Source organism: Luteolibacter sp. Populi, from assembly GCF_040801775.1.
Classification (GTDB): domain Bacteria; phylum Verrucomicrobiota; class Verrucomicrobiia; order Verrucomicrobiales; family Akkermansiaceae; genus Haloferula.
Genome location: NZ_CP161812.1, coordinates 1437385 through 1458025, shown reverse-complemented (window position 1 = coordinate 1458025; position 20641 = coordinate 1437385). Strand labels below are relative to the sequence as shown.

Annotated in this window: 18 protein-coding genes; 3 read left to right on the top strand and 15 right to left on the bottom strand. The window is 60.6% G+C overall.

Annotated elements, in window-relative coordinates:
* Positions 1 to 107 precede the first annotated feature (107 nt).
* From ABWK72_RS05730 to ABWK72_RS05660, 15 genes are all read right to left on the bottom strand, one after another.
* On the bottom strand, positions 108 to 1457 hold the full coding sequence (locus tag ABWK72_RS05730; RefSeq protein ID WP_367873822.1) for a hypothetical protein: 1350 nt from the start codon (positions 1455 to 1457) through the stop codon (positions 108 to 110).
* Positions 1458 to 1978: 521 nt separating this feature from the next.
* Positions 1979 to 3649 (bottom strand): prenyltransferase/squalene oxidase repeat-containing protein, encoded by a 1671-nt coding sequence (locus ABWK72_RS05725; RefSeq protein WP_367873821.1) that lies wholly within the window; start codon positions 3647 to 3649, stop codon positions 1979 to 1981.
* A 116-nt stretch (positions 3650 to 3765) separates the two neighbouring features.
* Entirely contained in the window at positions 3766 to 4224 is a 459-nt protein-coding gene (locus ABWK72_RS05720; RefSeq protein ID WP_367873820.1) for an ExbD/TolR family protein, read from the bottom strand.
* A 7-nt stretch (positions 4225 to 4231) separates the two neighbouring features.
* The gene (locus ABWK72_RS05715) at positions 4232 to 4666 is read right to left on the bottom strand and encodes an ExbD/TolR family protein (RefSeq protein WP_367873819.1); all 435 of its coding nucleotides are present in this window, start codon (positions 4664 to 4666) and stop codon (positions 4232 to 4234) included.
* Positions 4667 to 4756: 90 nt separating this feature from the next.
* Positions 4757 to 5536, bottom strand: a complete 780-nt coding sequence (locus ABWK72_RS05710; RefSeq protein WP_367873818.1) for a MotA/TolQ/ExbB proton channel family protein — start codon at positions 5534 to 5536, stop codon at positions 4757 to 4759.
* Positions 5537 to 5668: 132 nt separating this feature from the next.
* Positions 5669 to 6544, bottom strand: a complete 876-nt coding sequence (locus ABWK72_RS05705; RefSeq protein ID WP_367873817.1) for a hypothetical protein — start codon at positions 6542 to 6544, stop codon at positions 5669 to 5671.
* An 11-nt stretch (positions 6545 to 6555) separates the two neighbouring features.
* The gene (locus tag ABWK72_RS05700; RefSeq protein ID WP_367873816.1) at positions 6556 to 9531 is read right to left on the bottom strand and encodes a tetratricopeptide repeat protein; all 2976 of its coding nucleotides are present in this window, start codon (positions 9529 to 9531) and stop codon (positions 6556 to 6558) included.
* A 336-nt stretch (positions 9532 to 9867) separates the two neighbouring features.
* The gene (locus ABWK72_RS05695; RefSeq protein ID WP_367873815.1) at positions 9868 to 10353 is read right to left on the bottom strand and encodes a hypothetical protein; all 486 of its coding nucleotides are present in this window, start codon (positions 10351 to 10353) and stop codon (positions 9868 to 9870) included.
* Positions 10350 to 10766 carry an ExbD/TolR family protein gene (locus ABWK72_RS05690; RefSeq protein WP_367873814.1) on the bottom strand — a complete coding sequence of 139 codons (417 nt, stop codon included), beginning with the start codon at positions 10764 to 10766 and terminating at the stop codon, positions 10350 to 10352. The genes ABWK72_RS05695 and ABWK72_RS05690 overlap by 4 nt, the downstream gene beginning before the upstream one ends.
* A 6-nt stretch (positions 10767 to 10772) precedes the next feature.
* Entirely contained in the window at positions 10773 to 11438 is a 666-nt protein-coding gene (locus ABWK72_RS05685; protein ID WP_367873813.1) for a MotA/TolQ/ExbB proton channel family protein, read from the bottom strand.
* Positions 11439 to 11441: 3 nt separating this feature from the next.
* Entirely contained in the window at positions 11442 to 12206 is a 765-nt protein-coding gene (locus ABWK72_RS05680) for a TonB family protein (RefSeq protein ID WP_367873812.1), read from the bottom strand.
* 130 nt (positions 12207 to 12336) lie between these two features.
* Entirely contained in the window at positions 12337 to 13953 is a 1617-nt protein-coding gene (locus ABWK72_RS05675; protein ID WP_367873811.1) for a CTP synthase, read from the bottom strand.
* The gene (gene kdsB, locus ABWK72_RS05670; protein ID WP_367875320.1) at positions 13950 to 14696 is read right to left on the bottom strand and encodes a 3-deoxy-manno-octulosonate cytidylyltransferase; all 747 of its coding nucleotides are present in this window, start codon (positions 14694 to 14696) and stop codon (positions 13950 to 13952) included. Before kdsB ends, ABWK72_RS05675 begins: the two co-directional genes overlap by 4 nt.
* Before the next feature lie 78 nt (positions 14697 to 14774).
* Complete coding sequence (locus tag ABWK72_RS05665) at positions 14775 to 15104, bottom strand: hypothetical protein (protein ID WP_367873810.1); 330 nt, start codon at positions 15102 to 15104, stop codon at positions 14775 to 14777.
* Positions 15083 to 15553 carry a hypothetical protein gene (locus ABWK72_RS05660; RefSeq protein ID WP_367873809.1) on the bottom strand — a complete coding sequence of 157 codons (471 nt, stop codon included), beginning with the start codon at positions 15551 to 15553 and terminating at the stop codon, positions 15083 to 15085. The genes ABWK72_RS05665 and ABWK72_RS05660 overlap by 22 nt, the downstream gene beginning before the upstream one ends.
* A gap of 1192 nt (positions 15554 to 16745) precedes the next feature.
* Between ABWK72_RS05660 and ABWK72_RS05655 the strand changes: the two genes are divergently transcribed.
* The 3 genes from ABWK72_RS05655 (at position 16746) to ABWK72_RS05645 (ending at position 20576) form a co-directional block, all read left to right on the top strand.
* The gene (locus ABWK72_RS05655; protein ID WP_367873808.1) at positions 16746 to 17498 is read left to right on the top strand and encodes a hypothetical protein; all 753 of its coding nucleotides are present in this window, start codon (positions 16746 to 16748) and stop codon (positions 17496 to 17498) included.
* Between the two features lie 74 nt (positions 17499 to 17572).
* Complete coding sequence (locus ABWK72_RS05650) at positions 17573 to 18364, top strand: hypothetical protein (protein WP_367873807.1); 792 nt, start codon at positions 17573 to 17575, stop codon at positions 18362 to 18364.
* A 229-nt stretch (positions 18365 to 18593) separates the two neighbouring features.
* On the top strand, positions 18594 to 20576 hold the full coding sequence (locus ABWK72_RS05645) for a glycosyltransferase (RefSeq protein WP_367873806.1): 1983 nt from the start codon (positions 18594 to 18596) through the stop codon (positions 20574 to 20576).
* The last annotated feature ends 65 nt before the right edge of the window (positions 20577 to 20641 follow it).

The following is a 20641-nucleotide window of genomic DNA, read 5'->3' as shown; positions in this document are numbered from 1 at the left end:
TTGCGGGCAATTGGGGACCGTTCTGCGGGCCGGGTGGCTCCGCGCTCCCAGGGGAAGAGCCGTCCGCGAAGCATCACCATGGCAGGTCCCTGTCTCCTGCCGAGCTGTTAGAGCCCCAGCTTCCCGCGTCCCGGCAGGCGCTTCCACACCGGCCCGTCTTGGGCGAAGGGCGGGGCATTGTCGGCATTGCTGACCGGCGGGAGTTCGTTATCCAGCCGGAAGAGCGGGAATACCGGTGCGCCGCTGGGACTCGCCGCATACTTCTCGCCGATTTCCTCGATCAGCAGGGAGGCACAGAACAGACCGCCCGGGATCTCGCTGATCAGGATCTCAATGGGGTATTTCACCCCGGCTTCCGCTGTGAATTCCGCGCCCTCGGCGAGTCCGCCGATCGCACCGTTCCAGTTGCGGGTGCTATCGTACTCGTAGTACTTCACCGGAATCTTCATCGGGTATTCCCTGCGGAACTTCTTCTCCCAATCCGGGTTCTCGGTATTGCCCTTCAGGAAATCAATGCCGGTGCCTGCGATCGAGACTCCCGCAGTGCCCGAGGTGAAGCCGTGGTCGAAGACGTGCTTGCCATTGAAGCGCACCACCAGCACGTCATCCCCGGCACCCACGAAGCGGTACTTCCCGCTGCGCGGCGGCGTCACCACGCCGCGATAGACCACGATCCAGCGGCTCGGCTGCACCTCCTTCTCGCAATTGAAGGCCGCCGGCGCACCGTCCGCGGACATGATCGGGATGTAGACCTTGGTCTGATAAAGCTTGGTGGAGGCCTTGTAGTAGTCGTCCAGGATGCTCTCCTTCCAGCCGCGGCTGCAGAATTCGTAGATCACGTCGCGGATCTTCTCATTGGTCATCTCCGAGTCCTTCTTCCTCGAGGTCTGCTTGAGATCGTAGAAGCTGCCTTCGAGGGCATTCTCATTCTCACCGATCATCCCGAACGGATTCCCCAAACCGGTGCCCATGGCATTGCCGGGCCCCACGCCGCTGCCGAAACCCTTGCCGTGGCCATCCCCGCGACCGCCGCCGCTGCCGCTGCCCCCGAGCCCGCCGGACATCCCGCCTTGGCCGATCTGGCCGAGGGTCGCCATCTGCGAGCTTTCGTCCTGGTCCGGGAGCGCGATCTGAGTGGCTTGGCCCTCGACCACGACCCGCGACATGTTCGGCCGGATCATGCTCATCCGCTGCTTCTGCATGCTTTTCTCCTGCGAGGCCGGACTGCCGCCACCGCCCCCTGTCTGCAGGAAATCCACCTTCTTCTCCGGTGGCGGGGGAATGATCCTGAAGACCCACACCGCGCCGATGCAGAGCAGGATCACGTGGACGATCACCGAAACCGACAGCGAGCCGCCGCCCAGCTTGCGCCAGAACGAGACTTTCCGCCTCTCGTAAACAACCACCGGTTCGGGTTCGGGCTCGGGCTCAAGCGGTAGATCTTCGTCGATTCTCATGGGATGCCATGGGAGAAACGATCCGGACCTGCGGACTTTAGGCGAAAGGGTGGGGGACCCGCATTAAAACGAATTTCACGGGTGGAAAAGTGCTTCCAAGCACCCCGGAATCAGGCCCTTGGCAAAGACAAAGGCTCTCCGTCAGGTTTGCTGAAGCTCTTCGAGGAGGCTCCCGATGCGGATCGATGCCCCCCTTTTGCGGCGCAGCCGCTTTGGAGTGCGGCGGGCACCGCCGCTTTCCTGCGCGGCGTGCCGGAGAACGCCGTCACGACTCCATCCCTTCGTTTTCCCCCTTTGTAAAGCCGTCAACCGTTCCGTGCGGGGTGGCGCAGAGGCGAATTCAATGCGGCGATCTCCATTCCAAATCGCCCCAAAGCGGCGATGCCCGCCGCACTCCAAAGCGGCTGCGCCGCCCTCATGGGCAGACGTATCGCGATCCATGAGCAAACCTGACGGAGAGCCAAAACAAAAGCCCCGGTCGGATGACCGGGGCCTTCGTGAAAAATCCGTTGTGAACGAACTCAGATCGTCTTGCGACCGCCGCCCATGCCGCCGCCGCTCGAGTTCAGGAAGCGGTAGTAAACCTCGAGCATCAGGGTGCACAGGGCGGTGCGGTAGATCACGCCCTCATTGTTGGCGTCGACGTACCTGGCAGCCACGGCGCGAGGCTTCTGGCCGCCGCCCGGGACTTTCCACGAGCCGTCTTCGTTCTGGTTGTTCAGGAGCTGGTCCCGGAACATGTCGTTGTAGAACTTCCAGTCCTCGCCGCCGCGCTGCATCATCGCCTGGGACTCGTAGTAGTGGCCGTAGAGGTCGCAGAACTGGCTGTTGTAGTCGAACTTGCTCTTCGTCTTGATGTAGTCCGCACCCATCCTGACCGGCGATTGGCCGCCCTTGCCCCACATCTGGTGGCAGAGCATGCCCACTCCCGTGAGCGTGTGGTAGTCCAGTCCGCCGGAAGCATCCTTGTTGGAGTAGCCGAAACCGCCCGAGGGATCCTGGCACTTCACCAGATAGGCGAGGCCTTTGTTGATGGCCCCGGTCATGCCCTTGTACTTGATCTTGCTGTGTTCGCAGGCCTTGAGCGCCTGGATCTGCCAACCGGCGATCGAAACGTCGCCGCCACGGTCGTTATCCTTCTCGTAGGAGTATTCCCAGCCGCCGCTCGTCTCGTGCTGGTTGTCGATGATGAACTGGCCGGCCTTCTCGGTGACTTCCATCAGGTTCGGGATGTCGATCTTGAGCTCCTTGCAGAAGGTCGCCGCCTCGCCGAGCGCGTAGGTCGCGATGCCGTGTTCATAGGGCCAATGCTTGTCACCGAGCTGGGTGGAGAGCTTGCCGTCGTTGTCGGGCCGTGCGCCGAGATTCACCAGATAGACAATGCCGTCCATGCAGGACTGGCCGAACTCCTCGGAGGCCGGGGTTTCGCAGTGACCGAAGTAGGCCAGCAGGGCCAGGCCCGTCATCGAGGCCTTGTTCCCGTCGCCCCAGGAACCATCGGAATTCTGCTTCGACTTGAGGAATTGCAGGCCCTTCTTCACGGCCGTATCGCACTCCGGGGTGCCGCCGTTGGCCAGCAGGCGCTCGAGGCGGTCCTCCGCCGAGCAGCGCTTGCGCATCGATTCGGGGATCAGGCCGAACATCTTGCCCGAACCGCCGCCACCGAAGCCGAAGCCCTTGCCATCGCCCTTGCCGCCGCCGCTGCCCTTGCCGAAGCCGCTGCCGTCACCCGCGCCGCCGAGGCCGCCGGACATCCCGCCGCCGCTCAGGGAGCTGAGGGTGGACATCTCGCCGAAATTGTCGCCGGGATCGGGAATCGCGAAATCCGACACTCCCCCTTCGACGAAGACCCGCTTCACGTTCTGGGTGGGCGTCATTTGCGCGCGCTTTTTCTGCTGCACCTCGTACTGCATGCCGCGCTCGCCACCCCCACCGCCGCCGCCGCCATCCGGCATGAAATCGACGGTCTTTTCCGGCGGGTAAATCGTGCGGAAGACCCAGAAGGCGCCGAGAATCAGCAGCACGACGTGGACCAGGATCGCGATCGACAGCGCGCCGCCGCCGATCCGCTGCCACACGCTGAGCTTCTTGCGCTCCATCAGCACCGGCCCTTGGTAATACTCCTGGGGCTGCTCGCCCTCGGGCGTTTCGTAGTATTCAAACGAGCCGTCGTCGTCTTTCTGATCGCTCATGGCTGGGGTAGTTCGGTTTTTTCAGGCCGGAAGCGGCCGGGGGCAAGCGGGTGCCCGCCTACCGCATCTGAAACGCGGTAGGCGGGGAAATCTTTGGTGGAAAACGGGTGGCCAGCCTACTCGGGAGCGCCGGCCTGAAAGGTCACGTTGGTGATTTTTGCACGGGTCAGGGCATCCAGAACATCCACCACGCGCGAGTACTTCGCCAGTTCATTCGCGTAGATGGTGACCAGCACCTTCGACTTCGTGGCCTCCGCGCTATCTTGGAGAGCCGCCAGATTGCCGGTCAATTGCGGCAAGTCTTTCGACTCGGGCGAATCGAGCGGATCCTCGTTCAGGTAAACCTGCCCGTCGTCCTCGACCAACACCGCGATCTCGTCCGGCATGTCGGTGGCCGTGTCCGTGGGTACCGTTCCCGGCAACTTGGTGATGTGCGCGTTCTCGACCTGGATATCGCCCGCCTTCACCATGAAGAAGAGCAGGATGACGAAGACCACGTCGATCATCGGCGCGATCTGGAAGCCCATGTTGACCTCGGAAGAGTGCTTCCGGCGGTGACTGCGTTTCTTTTTCATCGGCGTGTCACTTGTTGGATGAAGCGAAGGCGATGTCGGAAACACCGGCCTCCCCGATGAGGTTCATGACCCGCTGGATCTCGCCGGCAGGAAGGTCGGCGTCGCCGCGGACCACCACCCGCAGGAGCTTGTCCTTCTCGGCCATGCCCTTGAGCACCGGGGTCAGATCCTCCCAGTTGCCGTAGGTCGTCGTGTCCATGATCAGGATCCCCTTGTTGCTGGCCCTGTCCAGGCGCAGGTTGACGGCCACCTCGTGCTTGGCCATCTCGGGTTCCTTCTTCTTGGCATTGGGCGATACCGGCAGCTTCAGTTCCTTGTCGACCTTCAGCACTTCCGCGGAAGTGATCATGACGAAGAACACGAGCAGCACCAGCAGCACGTCGATCATCGGGGCAATCTGGAACTCAGGTTCCCCGTCTCCGCCTCCTCCTCCTCCGGCCATGGTTTTATTAAGTTATGAAAATTTGAAATCGTGATCTGAAATCCGGAATCCGGGATGTGAAATTCAAGATTTCAAATCCGCCGGCCGGCTTCAGCCCTCTGGCGCGTCGATCCAGTTTGGCAGCGCGGCGTAGGTCTCTTCCTGGCCCACGTCGGTGTTCTGGAGATACTCGTACGGAGCATTGCGGAACAGACGCTCGGACTCGCCCTGCAGGTTGTGGATCGCACCCTGGAGCTTGTTGCGCAGGAAGTAGAAGGCACCGAAGGCCGGGATGGCGACCAACAGACCGGTCGCCGTGGCGACGAGCACCTCGCCGATGTGGCCGGCCAATTCGCCGACGCCGCTGGACAGGCCGTCCGAGCCGAGGGAGCCGAAGGCTCCCTTCATGCCAGCGACGGTGCCGAGCAGACCGATCATCGGGGCGCAAACACCGATGACCGAAAGGTAATTGATCCGCGTCTGGAGGGTCGAGTTGACCTTGTCCACCGTCGAGTAGAGCGCTTCCTCGGTGGCATCCTTGCCGTGACCGACCGAACCGAGGCCGGCGCGCACCACTTCGGCGAAGGGGCTGACTGCCGCCTTCATGGCCTGATAGGCACCCACGTAGTCACCCGCGCGGAAACGGTCCTGGGCGGTCGCCACATCTTCCGGCGGCGTCATCTTCGGCCGGTTGGTGCGCATCCAGATATCGATAATCAGCCAGACCATGGCGATCGAACAAAGAAGCAGGAAGTGCATCACGACCCCGCCCTGAGCGTAGAGCTTGAGAAGGGTCTCTTTTTCCCCTGGAGCCGCTGGGGCTGCCGCACCGAACGCGGACATGGTAGCGAGGAGGGTGACGGCAAGGGCTGCCTTGGTGGTCTTTTTCATGTAGCTGGTTTTATCGATTTTCGTGAAGGATGGAGAGCAATCGCGTCGAGTGGGCAATCGTTGGCTGTTTCCCAGTGCCGGGCAAGGCTTGAATCCCTTGCCACGCTCATCCGGAGAACGCATCAGGGCCGATTATTTTAGGCCTTCCAGAGCTTTGCCGGCAGCGACGCCGACAACGGTTCCCTTGCTGCCGCGGGCAGCGGAGGTGAGCAAGGCCAGGGCTTCTCCCCGGCGCTTCTCGGAATCGCCGGGCTTCACCTTGACCAGTTCCGCGGCATTCATTTCCGCGGCGCTGGTGAGGATCAACCCGCTGGCGGGGTAGAGGCAGCCGATCGAAAGGAAGCTGATCAGAGCCGCCTCCTGGCGCTCCGGTTCGTTGATTTTCTTGAGCAGCTTGCCGCGGAAGTAGGCCGCATACGCGCTGACCTCCACCGGGTTGCTGTCGTTGATCTGTTCGGTGAGCTTGGCCACCCGATCGTCGAATTTCACGGTCAGCGGGGTCATCAGCGCCTGCCCGAGCCGCAGCGTCGGATCCACTCCCGATTCCGGGGTGATCTCGGAGATTTCCTTGCCGAGCGTCTCCGCCTTGGCCGGCTCATTGGAGAGCGAGTAGGCGAGCACCGTGGCACGCGCCGCCTCCAGCCAGTAGTTACCGGGCACCGTCGCACTCGCGCGCTGCTCCTTGACCACGGGTTCCAGAAGTGAGAGCGCCTGGGCGGACTCGTCCATCAGCATCAGGCCGATGCCCTTGCTGATCTCCGCCGGCTTCTCGCCGGAAACGTGGGAGACTTGGGCGAGGGTGAAGGAGTTGCCTGCTTGGAAGCCTTCGGCTGCGGTCTTCACCGTGAACTTGCCGCCGTCCGCGGTGACATTGGCGATCGGCAGCGAACGGCCGTTGACGAAGACCAAGCGGGTACCTTCCGCCTGCGCGAGAAGCGCGGGAGCGGAGAGCGAAAGCATGGCGAAAGCGAGGGCGGCGCACCGGCCGGTGGACTGGGATTTTTTCATGGGGCCGGAATTTATTGTTCAGGGCTCGAATTGGCTCCGAGGAGCTGCTTGGCCTTCTTCACCTGTTCGGTGTCCTTGAGCTTGGGCTCGGCGATCATCGCAGCGAGCGTGTCTTGGGCGAGCTTCGTGCTGCCAAGCTCCTTGAGCGTGTCATAGGCAGCCAGGTAGGCGTCGGCGCAGATGTCGATCTCCTTCTTGTAGGCGGTGTAGACCTTCTGGTAGTAGCCGTGCGCCTTCTTGAGAGTCTCGATGCTGCCGCGGGTGTCCTGATTCTTCGCCTTCTGGCGCAGGACCTGGGCCAGGATCATGTAGGACTTGGGAATCGTGCGGCCGCGGAAGGATTTGCTATCGCCCACGATCTTCATCGCGAAGGCCTCCGTGTCGTCCCATTTCTCAAGATCATACAGCGCCTGCAACTTGCCGAAGGTCGCTTCCTTGAAGCGCGACATCCCGGCCACGTTGTTGAGCGTGTGCTCGAAGATCTCAAACGCCTTCTGCGGCTCCTTGCGCGCCAAGGCCACTTGGCCGAGGCCCACCGGACCGGCGTCGGAGAAGCTCGAGTCCGCATACTTGTCCGCGAGACGGCGGAACATCGCTTCGGCACGATCGAGATCACCGGTCTTCAGCAGGATCTCCGCGCAGGCGGTTAGCAGCGCCGGACTCAGGTCGTCCGCCTTGACGGTTTCGTCGGCCGCGAGAGCGCTGAGATAGGTCTCCGCTGCCTTGGGATCGCGCATGATGGTCGCGAGCTGAGCCCGGCCATACACGATGCGGGCGGCGGTCGTAGCGCTCTCCTTGCCTTCGGCGGCCTTGTTGAGCATCGCCACCAGCTTGTCGTCGATTTCCTTATTCATCTCCGGCGTGCGCTTGCCGCGCGGCACCAGGCTCTTGGCGATCTCGGAGATCAGATACTCGACCTGTTCCTTGGACGGATCGCCGATGTTCTTGGCCATCACGTCGGCCAGCACTTGCGCGCCTTCCTCGGGCTTGCCGAGCCGGCTCATCGCCTTGGAGACCCAGTTCGCCGCCATCATCGCCATCTGGTGATCCGGCTTTTCCTTCAGGAACCGGCCCTGGAGGTCGGCGATGCCCTGCCAGTCCTTGCGGCCCTGCAGGATCGTCGTCGCCTCGTCCATGGCGTATTGGATCACGTCGTCCGGGCTCTTCGACCAGACCGCCTTGATGTAGGTCTTGAGTGCCTCGTCCTCGAAATTCTTGATCTCCTCCGGGGTCTTGGGTTTCTCGCCTTCCCGCGGCGTCATCCGCTTCTTCCAGGTGTCCGCCACCAGGCTAAGCATCGAGCCCGCGGCCAGATCATCCGGCTTTTTGGCGAGGTATCCGGTTAGGCTGTCGATGATGTTCTTGGACTGATCCGCCTCCTTGTCGTTGGAGTCGATGAAGGCCAGGCGGTAGTACATGTCCCCCGCGAATTGGCCATCGGGGTAGGTCTTCAGATACTCGCGGCACCACTGCAGCGTCTCCTTGTATTTGTTGGAGAAGAAGTAGCCCATCGCGATGCGGTACATCGCGTTCTCCTTCATTCCGGAGTTCGGGTAGTCCTTCATGAACTTCTCGAACATCTCCGCGGAGGGCAGGAACTCGCCCTGCTGGAACTTCGCCACGCCCTGGTAGAAATGGAAGCGGTCGATGTTCGGGGACTGCGGGAACTTCGTGGCCAGATCCGCGTAGAAGTTGGCCACCTTCACCCAGTCGCCGGTCTGCACCAGCACCTCGCCGGCCAGCGTCGAGACCTGCTCGAGGTTCGGGGCGGTGGGATACTTGGTCAGGAATTGTTCGGTCAATGCCTGGATCTTGGTGTTATCCTTCAGCATGTTGTAGATCACGATCTCGGCGTAGGCGGCTGCCTGCGCGTCGGTCGCGTTCGGGTGCTTCTCGCGGATCGTGCCGAAGCACAGCAGCCCCTCCTCGAAGCGATCCATGTAGTAGTAGCAGCGGCCACGGCGCATCAGCAGCGCGGCGTCGAAATCCGCGATCCCTTCGATCGCCTTCTTGGCCTCGTCGTTGAGCTTGAGCGAAGCGTCCGCCATGTTGAGCAGCTCGGAAACGTTCGAGCGCTGGCCCAGCGGCAGCTTCTCCTCGGCCAGGCGGCGCTTGTCGAGCAGCTCGCGCTCCTTGCGCATCGATTCGAGCGAGGCGGCCTGGATCGCCAGGATCTGCGCGCGCGGCGGGATCGAGCGGTAGATCGCCAGCGCGGCCTCGTACTTCTCGCCCTGCACCATCTCGTCGCCCTTCACGACCACCTGGTTGCTGTACCAAGCGATCGCCTCGCGGATTCCCACTTGGCCGAGCAGGCGGTCAAGGTAGTGGACCAGTTCGTCCATCTGGTCGGTCGAGGCCAGCAGGCCGATGACTTCCACCGCGGCGGCGGTCTGCTGCGGCGTGCGCACGTCCGAGCCCATCAGGCTGCGGAACACGGTCAGGGCCGCGTCCGTCTGGTTGGTTTCCAGGTAGACTTGACCGAGCGAGAGACCGGCTTCGGTGCGGAACTTCGGATCGGCGGCGGCTTTCTTCAGCGCGTCGATCGCGACCTTCTGCTTCTCTTCACCTCCTTGGAGGATCGCGGCACGGCCGACACCGAGCCAGCAGCGGCTGGTGTATTCGCCCTTCGGGAACTTTTTCGCACAATCGTCGAAAGCTTTCTCCGCATCCGCAGCGTTTCCTCCCAGCAGATGGGCCAGGCCGACATTGAAGTTCAGCATCTCCAGCGGGGCGTCCTGCCGGTTGCCAAGCGCCTTCAGGAGCTCCTGCAGCTTGGTGACGGCATTCGCGTAATCCTGGGCACCGAAGGCTTTCTCCGCCTCGTCGAAAAGCTTGTTGAGCGTGGCAGGTGCCGCTGGCGTAGCCGGAGCAGGCGCGGGGCCGGGTGGCTTCGGCGCGGGTTCTTGGGCGATGACCGGCGCCGCCATGGAGGCTAGCAGGAGGGCACCGAGTACATGGCGGGGAATGTAGGTTTTTGCCACTCTCATAAGGGGGGAAATTTTTCGCTTTGCCCCCTTATGTCAAGCGGTAGTTCGAAACCGCACGAATCCTTGGAAATTCGGCGTCGGGGGGCGTTTCGCGACCGTAGTGATGGGGGATGTACGATGTAGATGCAAGTACGCGATCGCGCGGGGTGAAATGAATCCTCGGCGCGGTTCCGCAGGATCGATTCAAGTCGATCTCATTAGGTCGCAGAAGGCAGGGACCGCTCTCCGAGCGGTCCGGCGGATGGCGGCGGTCCTTTTATGGATCGGCACCGGAGCGGGGCTGCAGGCCGTCCCCAGCCGGACCTTTCGGAGAAAGGTCCCTGCCTCTCGCCCTTATTACCGCGCGCCCGCCTTTTTCAGCTCCGCGATCGCTTCATCCAAGCGCTTCCGCGTGGCCAGCAGCTTATCGTTAAGCTCCTTTAACTTTCCGCCGGCCTCCGCGAGCTTGGTGTCGCGCAGGGCAAGCGCCTCGTCGCGCGCCTTCACCGCTTCCTCCCACTCCTTGACCTTGGTCTCGGCATCTTGCAGCGACTTGGTGCTGGCATCGAGCTGCGCGCCCTTTTCCACGAGTTCCTTTTCCGCGAGGGCCGCCGCCGCTTGGATCGATTCGATCGATGCCTTCAGCCCGGAAACGTCGGACTCCAGCAACTTCGCGCGATGCTCGGCGTCCATCCGCGCGTTCTTCTCGTGGATCGTGTCCTTGAGCGATTGGTTGAGCTTCGCCTCGGTGGCATTGCCGTCGAACCACTGCAGCAGGATGAAGCCCGCCAGGGCAAGACAGCCGATGGCGTTGATGATGGGCAGCAGGCGAGGGGGAATCACGGCTTCTTCGTTTCGAAACTGATCTTGTCGATCCCTGCGGCGCGAATCGCATCCATCACCTTCAGGACCTGGCCGGTCATGCTAGCCTCGTCCGCGCCGATCATGACCCGCGTCTCGTCGGTCGGTGGCAGCGCCTTCAGGCGATCCGTCACTTCGGTGGGGGTCACGGTCTTGGAATCCCAGGTCACAACGCCGTGGACATCGACCGCCAGGTGGATCGGCGGCACCTTGATCTGGCGCTCGGTATTGGCCATCCGCGGCAGATTAAGATTCACCCGGTGGATCTGGGTCATGCTCAGGCTCACCATCATGAAGCTGGCCAGCAGGAAGAACATGATGTCGATCAACGGCACGATTTCGATCCGCGCGTCATCCTCGTGGTCATCGCCACCGCCCTGAAGTTTTACCGGCATCGGAACTCAGCGCTTGGTGTGGCGGCTCGTCGCGAAGGCCTCGAGGTCGTGGCCGTGCGCCTTCGCCGATTGGACCAGCAATTCGGCGTGGTTGATCCAGCGCTCGAAGGCATTGCGGAAGGAGGACACCCGCTTGCGGAAGTAGTTATACGGCAGCAGGCAGCCGATCGCGATCGCCAGGCCGCAGGCGGTGGCGATCAGCGCTTCCGCGATCCCGCCGGTGACCTTGTTCACCGCCAGCTCCTCGCCGCCGAGTTCGCCGAAGGAACCCATCAGGCCGACCACCGTGCCGAGCAGCCCGAGCAGGGGAGCGAGCGTGATGATCGTGCCCAGGATCCACATCCGCGCCTCGGATTTCTCGATCCAATGAGTGGCGTGCAGGTGCATCGCCGCCAGCATCGAGGTATGCGCGTGGGACATGCCTTCATTGAGATTGGTCAGGAAGGGATCCGTGCCCTGCGTGCCGAGCTGCCATGCGCCGTTGAAGTCGCCGGTGCCGAGCGCCTCGCGCGCCTGCTCCTGCGCCTGCGGCCGCAGCGAGCGCTTCAGGCAGATCCACCACACGGAACGTTCCAGGAGAACACAGAGGGCCAGGAAGAAAGTGGCAGCCACGGGCCACATGACCCAGCCGCCCTCTTTGAAAAACTTGAGGACGATATTCGCGGTCAGCATGGATCAGTTCAATTGAAAGACGACGGTTTTCGTGGCCGTGGCGCGTGCTCCCGGCTTGGCCCGCCATGAAGCCCGCACCTTCGCCAGGGCGGCTTCGTTCAATGCGGCATAGGAGCAAGGGCTGCTGACGTGGGCGCTCACGATGAAGCCCCGCTCGTCCACGGTGAAAGTGATGCCCACCCGGCCTGTTTCCCCGGCGCGGCGGGAGGCGGAGGGATACGAAGGCTTCGGCGCATAGAGGCCGACCCAGCGGTTGGCGCCGGTCGGGCTGCTGCCGGAGCCCTTGGCCGTGCCGGCTCCTTCGCCGCTGCCTTGTCCGGTCACGCCGCTGCGGTTCTGGGAAGTGGTGGTGCGCTTGGCCTGCTTCGGCTGCTCGCTCTTGCGCGGGGCCACCGCCGGCGCGGGCTTCGGCTTGATCTCGCCATCGGGGACGGCGGGAAGATCGGGGATATCCGGCAGCGGCTCCAAGTCGGCGATCTCCGGGATCTCGGGAGTATCCGGAATTTCCGGGATCTCCTCCGGCTGGAGCTGTTCTTCCTGCTGCTCAATGACCTCCGCCAGCGCGGCTTCTTCCGGTGCGGCCGGCGGTGCCGAGCCCATGATCTCCTCCAGATCGGTGATCACCAGTTCAACTTCGTCCGACCCGGGGTCATTCAGCTTCGGCATGCGCTCCGAAACCTTCACCGCCACCGCCACCGAACTCGCGCCGGAAACCGCCAGCCAGGCGGCCAGCGTTCCGATGTTCAGGGCGTAGATGAGGGATGTCACAGATCGGGGAGAAAGTCGTTATTGAGAATGAATCTCAGCGCGCCGACAGTGAAATTGCGCCACCTCCCCCTGTCAAAGCGTTTTTCGAAACGAAGCCGAATGATTTGTCCGGACCACGGCCGGCAGCCCCTTACTGCAGCTGAGCCCGCTCGAGCGAAGCCTTCACGAAGCCGGCGAAGAGCGGGTGCGGCTTGTTCGGCTTCGATTGGAATTCCGGGTGGAACTGCGCCCCCACGAAGAACGGATGCTGCGGCAGTTCGATGATCTCCACCAGACCTTCCAAGGCGGAGACCGACGAGATCACCAGGCCGCATTCCTGGAGCTTGTCCTGGAAATCCGAGTTGAGCTCATAGCGGTGGCGATGGCGCTCGTGGATGCGCTCGGCACCCCCGTAGAGATCGGACGCCTTGGTGCCCGCGAGCAGGATGCTCTCGCAGGAGCCGAGGCGCATGGTGGCACCCATGTCCTCCACGCCCTTCTGCTCTTCCTGCAGGCAGATCACCGGGAAAGGCGTGCTCTTGTCGAACTCCGTCGAATTGGCGTTCTTCAGTTTGCAGATGTTCCGCGCGAATTCGATGGTCGCGATCTGCATCCCCAGGCAGATGCCGAAGTAGGGGATGTTGTTCTCGCGCGCATACTGCGCTGCCTGGATCTTGCCCTCGATGCCGCGGTCGCCGAAGCCGCCGGGCACCAGGATGCCGTCCACCTCGCCGATCACCGCCTTCGCGCCGTGGTTCTCGATCGCTTCCGCTTCCACGCGCACGATGTTCACCTTGGTGTCGTGATGGGCACCGGCATGGATCAGGGATTCGTAGATCGATTTGTAGGCGTCCTGCAGCTCGATGTATTTGCCCGCCACCGCGATGGTCACCTTGTGCTTCGGGTGGATCACACGCCGCACGAACATTTCCCAATCCTCAAGCGCGGGAGCCGGCGTGTGGCCGAGGCCGAGGCGATCGACCACCAGCCGGTCGATCTTGTCGCGGCGCAGGTCGAGCGGACACTCGTAGATCGTGTGGGCCACGTCGCGGAAGGCTACCACGTTCTTCTTCTCGACGTTGCAGAACATCGCGATCTTCTTGCGGTTGTCCTCGTCGAGGTCGGCCTCGGTGCGGCAGATGATGATGTCCGGCTGGATGCCGAGCTCGCGGAGCTTCGCCACCGACTGCTGGGTCGGCTTGGTCTTCACCTCGCCCGCAGCCTTGATGTAGGGCAGCAGGGTCACGTGGATGAAGCAGACGTTGTCCTTGCCGACTTCCAGCGCGAACTGGCGCAGCGCTTCGACGAAGAGCAGGCCCTCCATGTCGCCCACGGTGCCGCCGATCTCGGTGATCAGGACGTCCACGGTGGGATTCATCTCCGAGACCATGTGGATCCGGGATTTGATCTCGTCCGTGACGTGCGGGATGAACTGCACCGTCTTGCCCAGGTAGTCGCCCTTGCGCTCCTTCTTGATCACCGCGTCGAAGACCTGGCCGGAGGTCAGGTTGTTCATCCGCGACATCACCCCGGAGGTGAAGCGCTCGTAGTGGCCGAGGTCGAGGTCGGTCTCCGCGCCGTCGTCCAGCACGTACACTTCGCCATGCTGATACGGCGACATCGTGCCGGGATCGACGTTGAGGTAGGGGTCGAACTTTTGCATCAGGGTCTTGAGACCGCGGTGCTCCAGCAGTGCGCCGATGGAAGCCGCGGCAAGACCCTTGCCGAGAGAGGAGACGACGCCGCCGGTGACGAAAATGTATTTCATGGGACTAAAGAATGGCTGTTGAGGATCGCTTCGACTTGGGCGGCTTGTTCGGGTGTATCGACACCGGGCGAGGTGTCGAGGGTAGGGAGAACCTTGATCGACGCGCCGTTTTCCAGCGCGCGCAGTTGTTCGAGCGATTCGGCCAGCTCCAGCGGAGAAGGCGGCCAGGTCACGAAGCGCTCAAGGAAAGTACGGCGGTATGCGTAGATCCCCTTGTGCCGGTAAACCGGCAGCCCTGCCACCGCGTTGCGGAAGTAGGGCAGGGGAGAGCGGGAGAAGTAAAGCGCGCGCCCATCCAGAGCCATTACAACCTTCACCACGTTCGGGTCTTGCACCGCCGGATCCTCCGGATCGAGCGGGTTCGCCGCCGTCGCCATGTCCAGCGTCGGATCGGCCGCCATCGTCGCGGCCAGCTCATCGACCAGCGCGGGATCGATCAGCGGTTCATCCCCCTGGATGTTCACGACATGGGTGGCTGCGGGAATCGCCCGGACCGCTTCCGCAATGCGGTCGGTGCCGGTCGGGTGATCGGCCGAGGTCATTACCACCTTCGCGCCGAAGGCTTCCGCCGCGGCGAAGATCCGCTCGTCATCGGTGGCGATGTAGAGGTCATCGAGCCGCGTGCACTTCCGGCATTGCTCCCAGACATGCTGCATCAGCGGCTTGCCGGCGATCAAATGAAGCGGCTTTCCGGGGAAGCGGGTGGACGCCCAGCGCGCTGGGAGAATGCCGATGATGTGGATGGCGCTCGCTTCTGAACTCACGGAAAATGCTCTGACCGCGAGAGTAGGGCCTAGCTCCACCACCCGGCAAGAGCCGTGTCAAAAATAGATCGCTTCGCTCCGGGGATTCGCCCACATCGCGTATTCGATGTCCGCGGGGAGCAGCATCGAGCGGGCATCCGCGGGAATGAAGGTCAGCGTGCCGCCCGGGGCCAGCCACGGGTACATCACCATGAGCTGGAACAATTCGTCGAAACCGTAGTCCGGCCATTTCGAGAAACGCAGCGGCACCTCCCCGTGGCCCGGGATATTCGCGGTCAGGGGTAGGCTGCCATGGCGCCAATGCCAGACGAAGGCCTCGATCAGCTCGCGGATCGGGATCCCGCCCCTAGCGCCGAAGTGCCCGCCTAGGATCGGCCGGTAGCGCACCCCTCCTTGAAGTCCGCGTTGTAATATCCCGGCACACGCCATAGGCCGAGACCGGCGCGGTGCATCTCCTCCGTGCGGGCGATTTCATGGCTTACCTCGTCCATGCGGTCCGTGTCGATCACCGTCACCAGCACGTCGTCCTCCAGCGCCAGGAAGCGCCAGAAACCGCCGGGACAATAGCGGATAGATGGGCTCTTCATCACGTGGACCTCCCAGCCAAGTTCCACGAGTTCATCGATGAGGAAATCGAGATCGCTTGCCAGATAGATCCGGAAGATTACGCCGGGATGCTTGGCAATGGCTCCCGGGGTATGCTCATGGAGAGGAGCGACATAACTGTCCCACGGAGCGAAACGCCGCACCAGACCCATCCGTCGCGCATCGACCAAAGATTCCCGGGTCGGTTGAGGAAGTTCAGCGTCCTCGCCGTTGACATGTTTCCAGAACAAGGTGGCGGCAACGATGTGGGGCCTCGTCCCGGCGGATTCTATAGTCCATTGAATATCAGTGCATTGGGATGTGGGTGCCCGTGTCTTCACTCCGAACCATTCCTCGAACTCCTCCGCCTCCTCCGGAGTCACCCCGCTTCGATAATTTCTCAACATTACTTCATCAAGAACAGGAAAAAACCGGGTCCAACTCACAAGAAAAACTTGACGGGGCCTCTAACTCTTGTCAATCCGGGAGGCGTAATTCTGCATTTACTTCAACCGAAAATACCATGGCTGCTGACTCGTCCGTCTCCCAAGACTCCGTTTCGTCACTTACTCGTCGGAGTTTCGTCCGCCAATCCGCTTTTGCGACTGGCGGTGCAACGCTTTCCGGCCTGATCGCCACACAAGGGATCGCAAATGCTTTGACCGCAGCGGGAGATCCAATTCCCACTCAATCGACATTGCAAACAACATTCCGGTGCTTTGGCAGTGTAAGTTTTGCTACTGTTTGAAGGCCATCCAGAGCTAGTTTGCTATGAATACTAGGAATCCACAATCGACGAACGAGCGTCTAATATTCGCTTGAATGCAGGCGGAAGGATTATGAGTGTGAGTTTCTTTTCACAAGGATGAAACACCCCTCAAATTCTTTAAAAATTAAATATGATTTCATTATGGCGAAACAATATATTCTTCATTGGTTACTTGGAATTATGGCGGCTTGGATCTTTGGACTAAACTACAGTTCGTAATTACCGACCCGAATCCCGATCCGGATTTGGTGCAGATAGACTGGTCAGTCGAGGGCGGGGGGGCACATTCTGGATCGCCGCCAGCTGCCCCGGGTGACGTCGTGCATCCTATCGTTGCAACTGCTTGTGGGCGGATGCTAGGTTATCGCACTGCGTCAAACACATACGATGATCAATATGACCCCAGCATTTCCGTGGGGAAGAAGTGGACAGGAGAAGTGGCGAGTGGAAGCTTTGAAAGCGGAGGCCTGACGGTGAATTGGAAAGTGGATGCCTGCTGTAGGGTTGCTAGTATCACTGATAATGCCAATGATTTAACTATTCGGTTGGAGAACTACTTGGAATATTCGATAGCACATGCCCCTTCTCCTGGTAGTTATTCGCCAACGCAATATTCTAATACAAAATATTCTCTGCCGAAAGTTGAGAAAATGTAAAACCAAATGGGTTGGATTATGAAAAAATATCGGATGGCGGTCATTTTTCTTTTGCTAATTGCGTGTCTTGTTTGGTGGAAGGCGCAATTTGCTGGGAAAGCGGCGAAATATGATCCGATTCATGAAGTAAAGGGTGGCTATGAAAAGAGCTCTGGTGCCACTAAGCTGGATGACAGCGAGCGCCGCAGAAGGAAAGAATATGACGAGAAAATTGATAGACGAAGTGAAGCTGCTACCGAAGAAGCTCGTCGGATAATGGCAGCTTCCACGGCCAATTTTGTGCCCGTTGTTATTCCGCTAAATTCCGCCGGAGAGTTGACGAATTCGGCCATCGATATGCTTCGTATATCCAAGTCGGAGGCCGAGCTTTTGGGAAGCAAAATCAAGGAAATAAAAACGGAGCAAGCGGAAGATTTTGTGAGTAGGGCGAAATTGATTCCATCGAAGGAATCTGGTGACGCTATAAGTAAGAGATATTATGTTCGTGCAAAAGTGGATCGAGGCGTTGCAAGTAAAGATCGCTTGGCGAAGGAGGTTGAGGAGGTTCTAGGCAAAGATAGGTCCGAGCGATTTATGGGCGGTGTGGATGATTTGTTTTTTTATGGTGGATTTGGGAAGTATGATATTGAGTTAAAATTTTATTCCGATGATAACGGGGAGGAGTTTGTGAATTGTAATTATATTTCGCCTGCAGGGGGAGGCGTGGCGGCAAGGAGTAACGTGCCCTTGGCGTCTCCTGACGGGAAATATTGGGATGTTTTTGACAAATGATCGGGGAGGGCTACTCGTATTTTTGCGGGGTGCACAGAGACGCCGCTTGTTTGGTGGTCGTGTGAATAATCAGCATGGAAATGGTTTTTATTTCGCAATGGGTTCGGGAAGAGTATCATTTTCGTAACATGAAACGTCGAACGCCATCAAGGGCTGTGTTAGTCGTGGCCATCGCGATCTTTTTGTTGGCGGCTTTTGTATGGTGGTGGGTAGTTCGTGATGGCGCTTCCGTAGGCGACCAATCGCAACGGGGATATCCGGATCGGGAGCAGCGTGAAAAGTACGGAGAAGGCGTGGAAAATCCCGAAATGCTCGGAGAATCCGAGGCCAATGCCCCCTCTGGGGACCCGGTAGATATTGCGATCTTCCGTCCGGCTGTCTCTGTGAGCGCGAGTGGTCGGCTAACGACCGAAACGATAGAAAAGCTGAACTTGACGGAAGATGAGATTGACTCGTTGACGAATACCATCAATGCCATGCAGGAGGAAGCGGCGGCGGATTTCGTCCAGCGGACCAAACTGGTGGATTCAAGGACAAATGGCGATCATTATTACTATAATTATTTCACTAAAGCCCGTGAAGATAAAGGGAGAGGTCTCTTAGACTCGTTCTCTCAGGAAGTCGAAAAGACCATTGGAGCGGATCGGTCAAAAATATTCATGGCAGGCATGGAACATTACGAGTTTGCCGGTCGTATGGGGAAGTATGATTTGGAAACGGAGTTGATTCGTGAAGGTGGAGATGCCATCGTCAAACAAAAGTATCTCGATCCGGGAAATGGGGCTGTGGTTGGCACTGTTGACAGTTTGGCAAGTAGCTTTAGAGAAACATTCGGGGATTTGATTAAAATTCCTGGAGGAAAATGACTTGGGCGATTTGAATCTTCAGCCGAAATTTTCGCGACAGCGACTTAATCGGCAGCGCAATCAGATGGCATTTTCGGATAGGGAGTAGGCACTTTTGACTGGAATGGAAGATATACGGATTGCCATTTCCAGCGATTTGAGAGGATTCGCGGTCAATGCAACACTGATTGCCAGCATCCTGCGCCGGACGGTCGTGCCCGTATATGTCCGCTGCTGGTGTAGGGGTTTTTTGGCGAAGTCCTTCGAACAGGGGCCGCTCAGGGTCGAGTTTCTACCGGCGACAGACGAGATCAAAGGGCGCTTCCCAGGCTATGTCAGCCCTGCGGTGTTCGACCGTCTGCGAGTGATCCGCGAGGCCACGGATTGGGACCGCTGCCTGATCATGGACTACGATCAGGTGGCCTTCTGCGATCTGGCCCCGCTTTTCGCGATGGATCTGGGCGACCGGCTGCTGGCGGCGAGGATGCAGGGTCAGGACGTGGATCTGGCCTACGCGATGCGCGAGTGGTTGAAGCGCCCGATCCCGAAGGGCTGGGAACACGCGGCGGGAAACCCCTACTTCTCCATGGGGCCGCTACTGAATCTGGCGGAGATGCGCAAGGCGGGGACCTGGGACAAGCTGATAGCCGCTCAGGGAGCCTTCCAAGCGGACGAGAATCTGGCGCTGGTGGCGGCCACGGAGGGGCGGACGATGAATTTCGACCGGAAGTGGAATCTCTTCGTGCCGCATGATGTCGAGAATCCGCAACTGCCCGACGGAGTGGTTCATTGGTTAGGCTGGCCGAAGCCGTGGCACGAGGACACAAAGGTATGGCGTCCGGAATTGTGGGAAGCCGAGCGTTGCAGTTGGGAGCAACTGCGCATGGGGCTGTGGGAGAAGCCGCTGGCAGTGGAGATGGAGCCGGATGACGACCACGGGGTGGAGGATCTTCTGAAGCGGGGGTGGAAAGTGAAATGGTTCACCGGCTGGAAGGGCATGGCGGCGGAGGAATTGCCCGCCTTGCGCTATCCGGATCTAGCGGTGGAAGCGGTCGAGGACTTCACGGACGGCTGGAGGGCAAACGGCAGCGGGAAAGCAGGGGCGAACTCCTCGCAGAGGCTGGAGCGAGTACGCTTCGGCCCGTGGGAAGCGGCCTCGGAGTGGTTGGCAAGAAGCAAGAGCTTGCCGGGATATGTGATCCTGCGTGGTCCAGTGCCGGTGGTGGAGCTACGGCGGGTGGCGCTATTGGGCTACGGGGAAGCCTGCCGGATCCGGCATTGCGAGTGGGCGGCGGGCGGGCCGATGCCGCGGGCTCTGCATTTCTCCGCGTGGGAAGAGGCCGGGGATCTGGAGGGCACCGAGGAACTGTATTTGAAATGGACCGGGTCCAGCGGGGTGGCCCAAGGCAATTTGGCAGATGAGGCCGGTGGTGCGGAAGCGGCAGAGGAAGCTTCATCGGAGTCCCGGGCCTCCCTCAAGGTCGCGGTGCTGGTGGACGCGCCCGGACAGACCCGTCGGGAACTGCGGTTCTTCCTGGAGAGCCTGCGGCGCAATTTTCTGCCCGGTGTGGAGAAAAGAATTTTCATTTTCACGGACGGCGGGACGGTGCCGGGCGAGGATGTCTCGGTGATTCCTGTGACACCGGGCCCGCGACCTGGCCGGGTGAATCCGGAACGCTACCAGCGGATACTCGATGCGGAGGGCGAACTCGCGGGATACGATCTGCTCTTTTCAATGAAGTCGCAGGTGCGGGTGATGAAGCGGATCGGGGAAGAGGAGATCCACTCGGAAGGGCTGGTGGCCTGTCTCCACTCCGCCTACCGGGACACGCCAAAACCGAAAATCCGCTTCGAGGAGAACCAACAGTCCGTGACTTGGGTTCGCCCCGGCGATGGCAGGAACTACTTTTGCGGAAGCATCCAGGGAGGCAGCCGGGAAGCCTTCCTGCAGGCAATGCATACCATGGGCGACTGGGCGGCACAGGACCATGCGAACCATGTGACACCTTATTGGGGCGATGAGTCCTATTGGAACCGCTACCTGATCGATCGGCCGCCGGAGCGCATCCTAGGGGCGGAATACGCTTGGCGGGTGACGACGAAGGTTCCCCCAAACGGGAGCCCGAAAATCCATGTCCTTCAGGAGAGGATTGCGAAGGATGCCGATGAGGCGACGAATAAACCGGCCTATCCCCAGCGCCGCGCGATCGCACCGCGGGAAAAACGGATATAGCCTGTGGTGAGCGACCTTTAGATTGGTGGTGACCTTCCGCGGCTCGCGGGATTCGGATCTCCTAC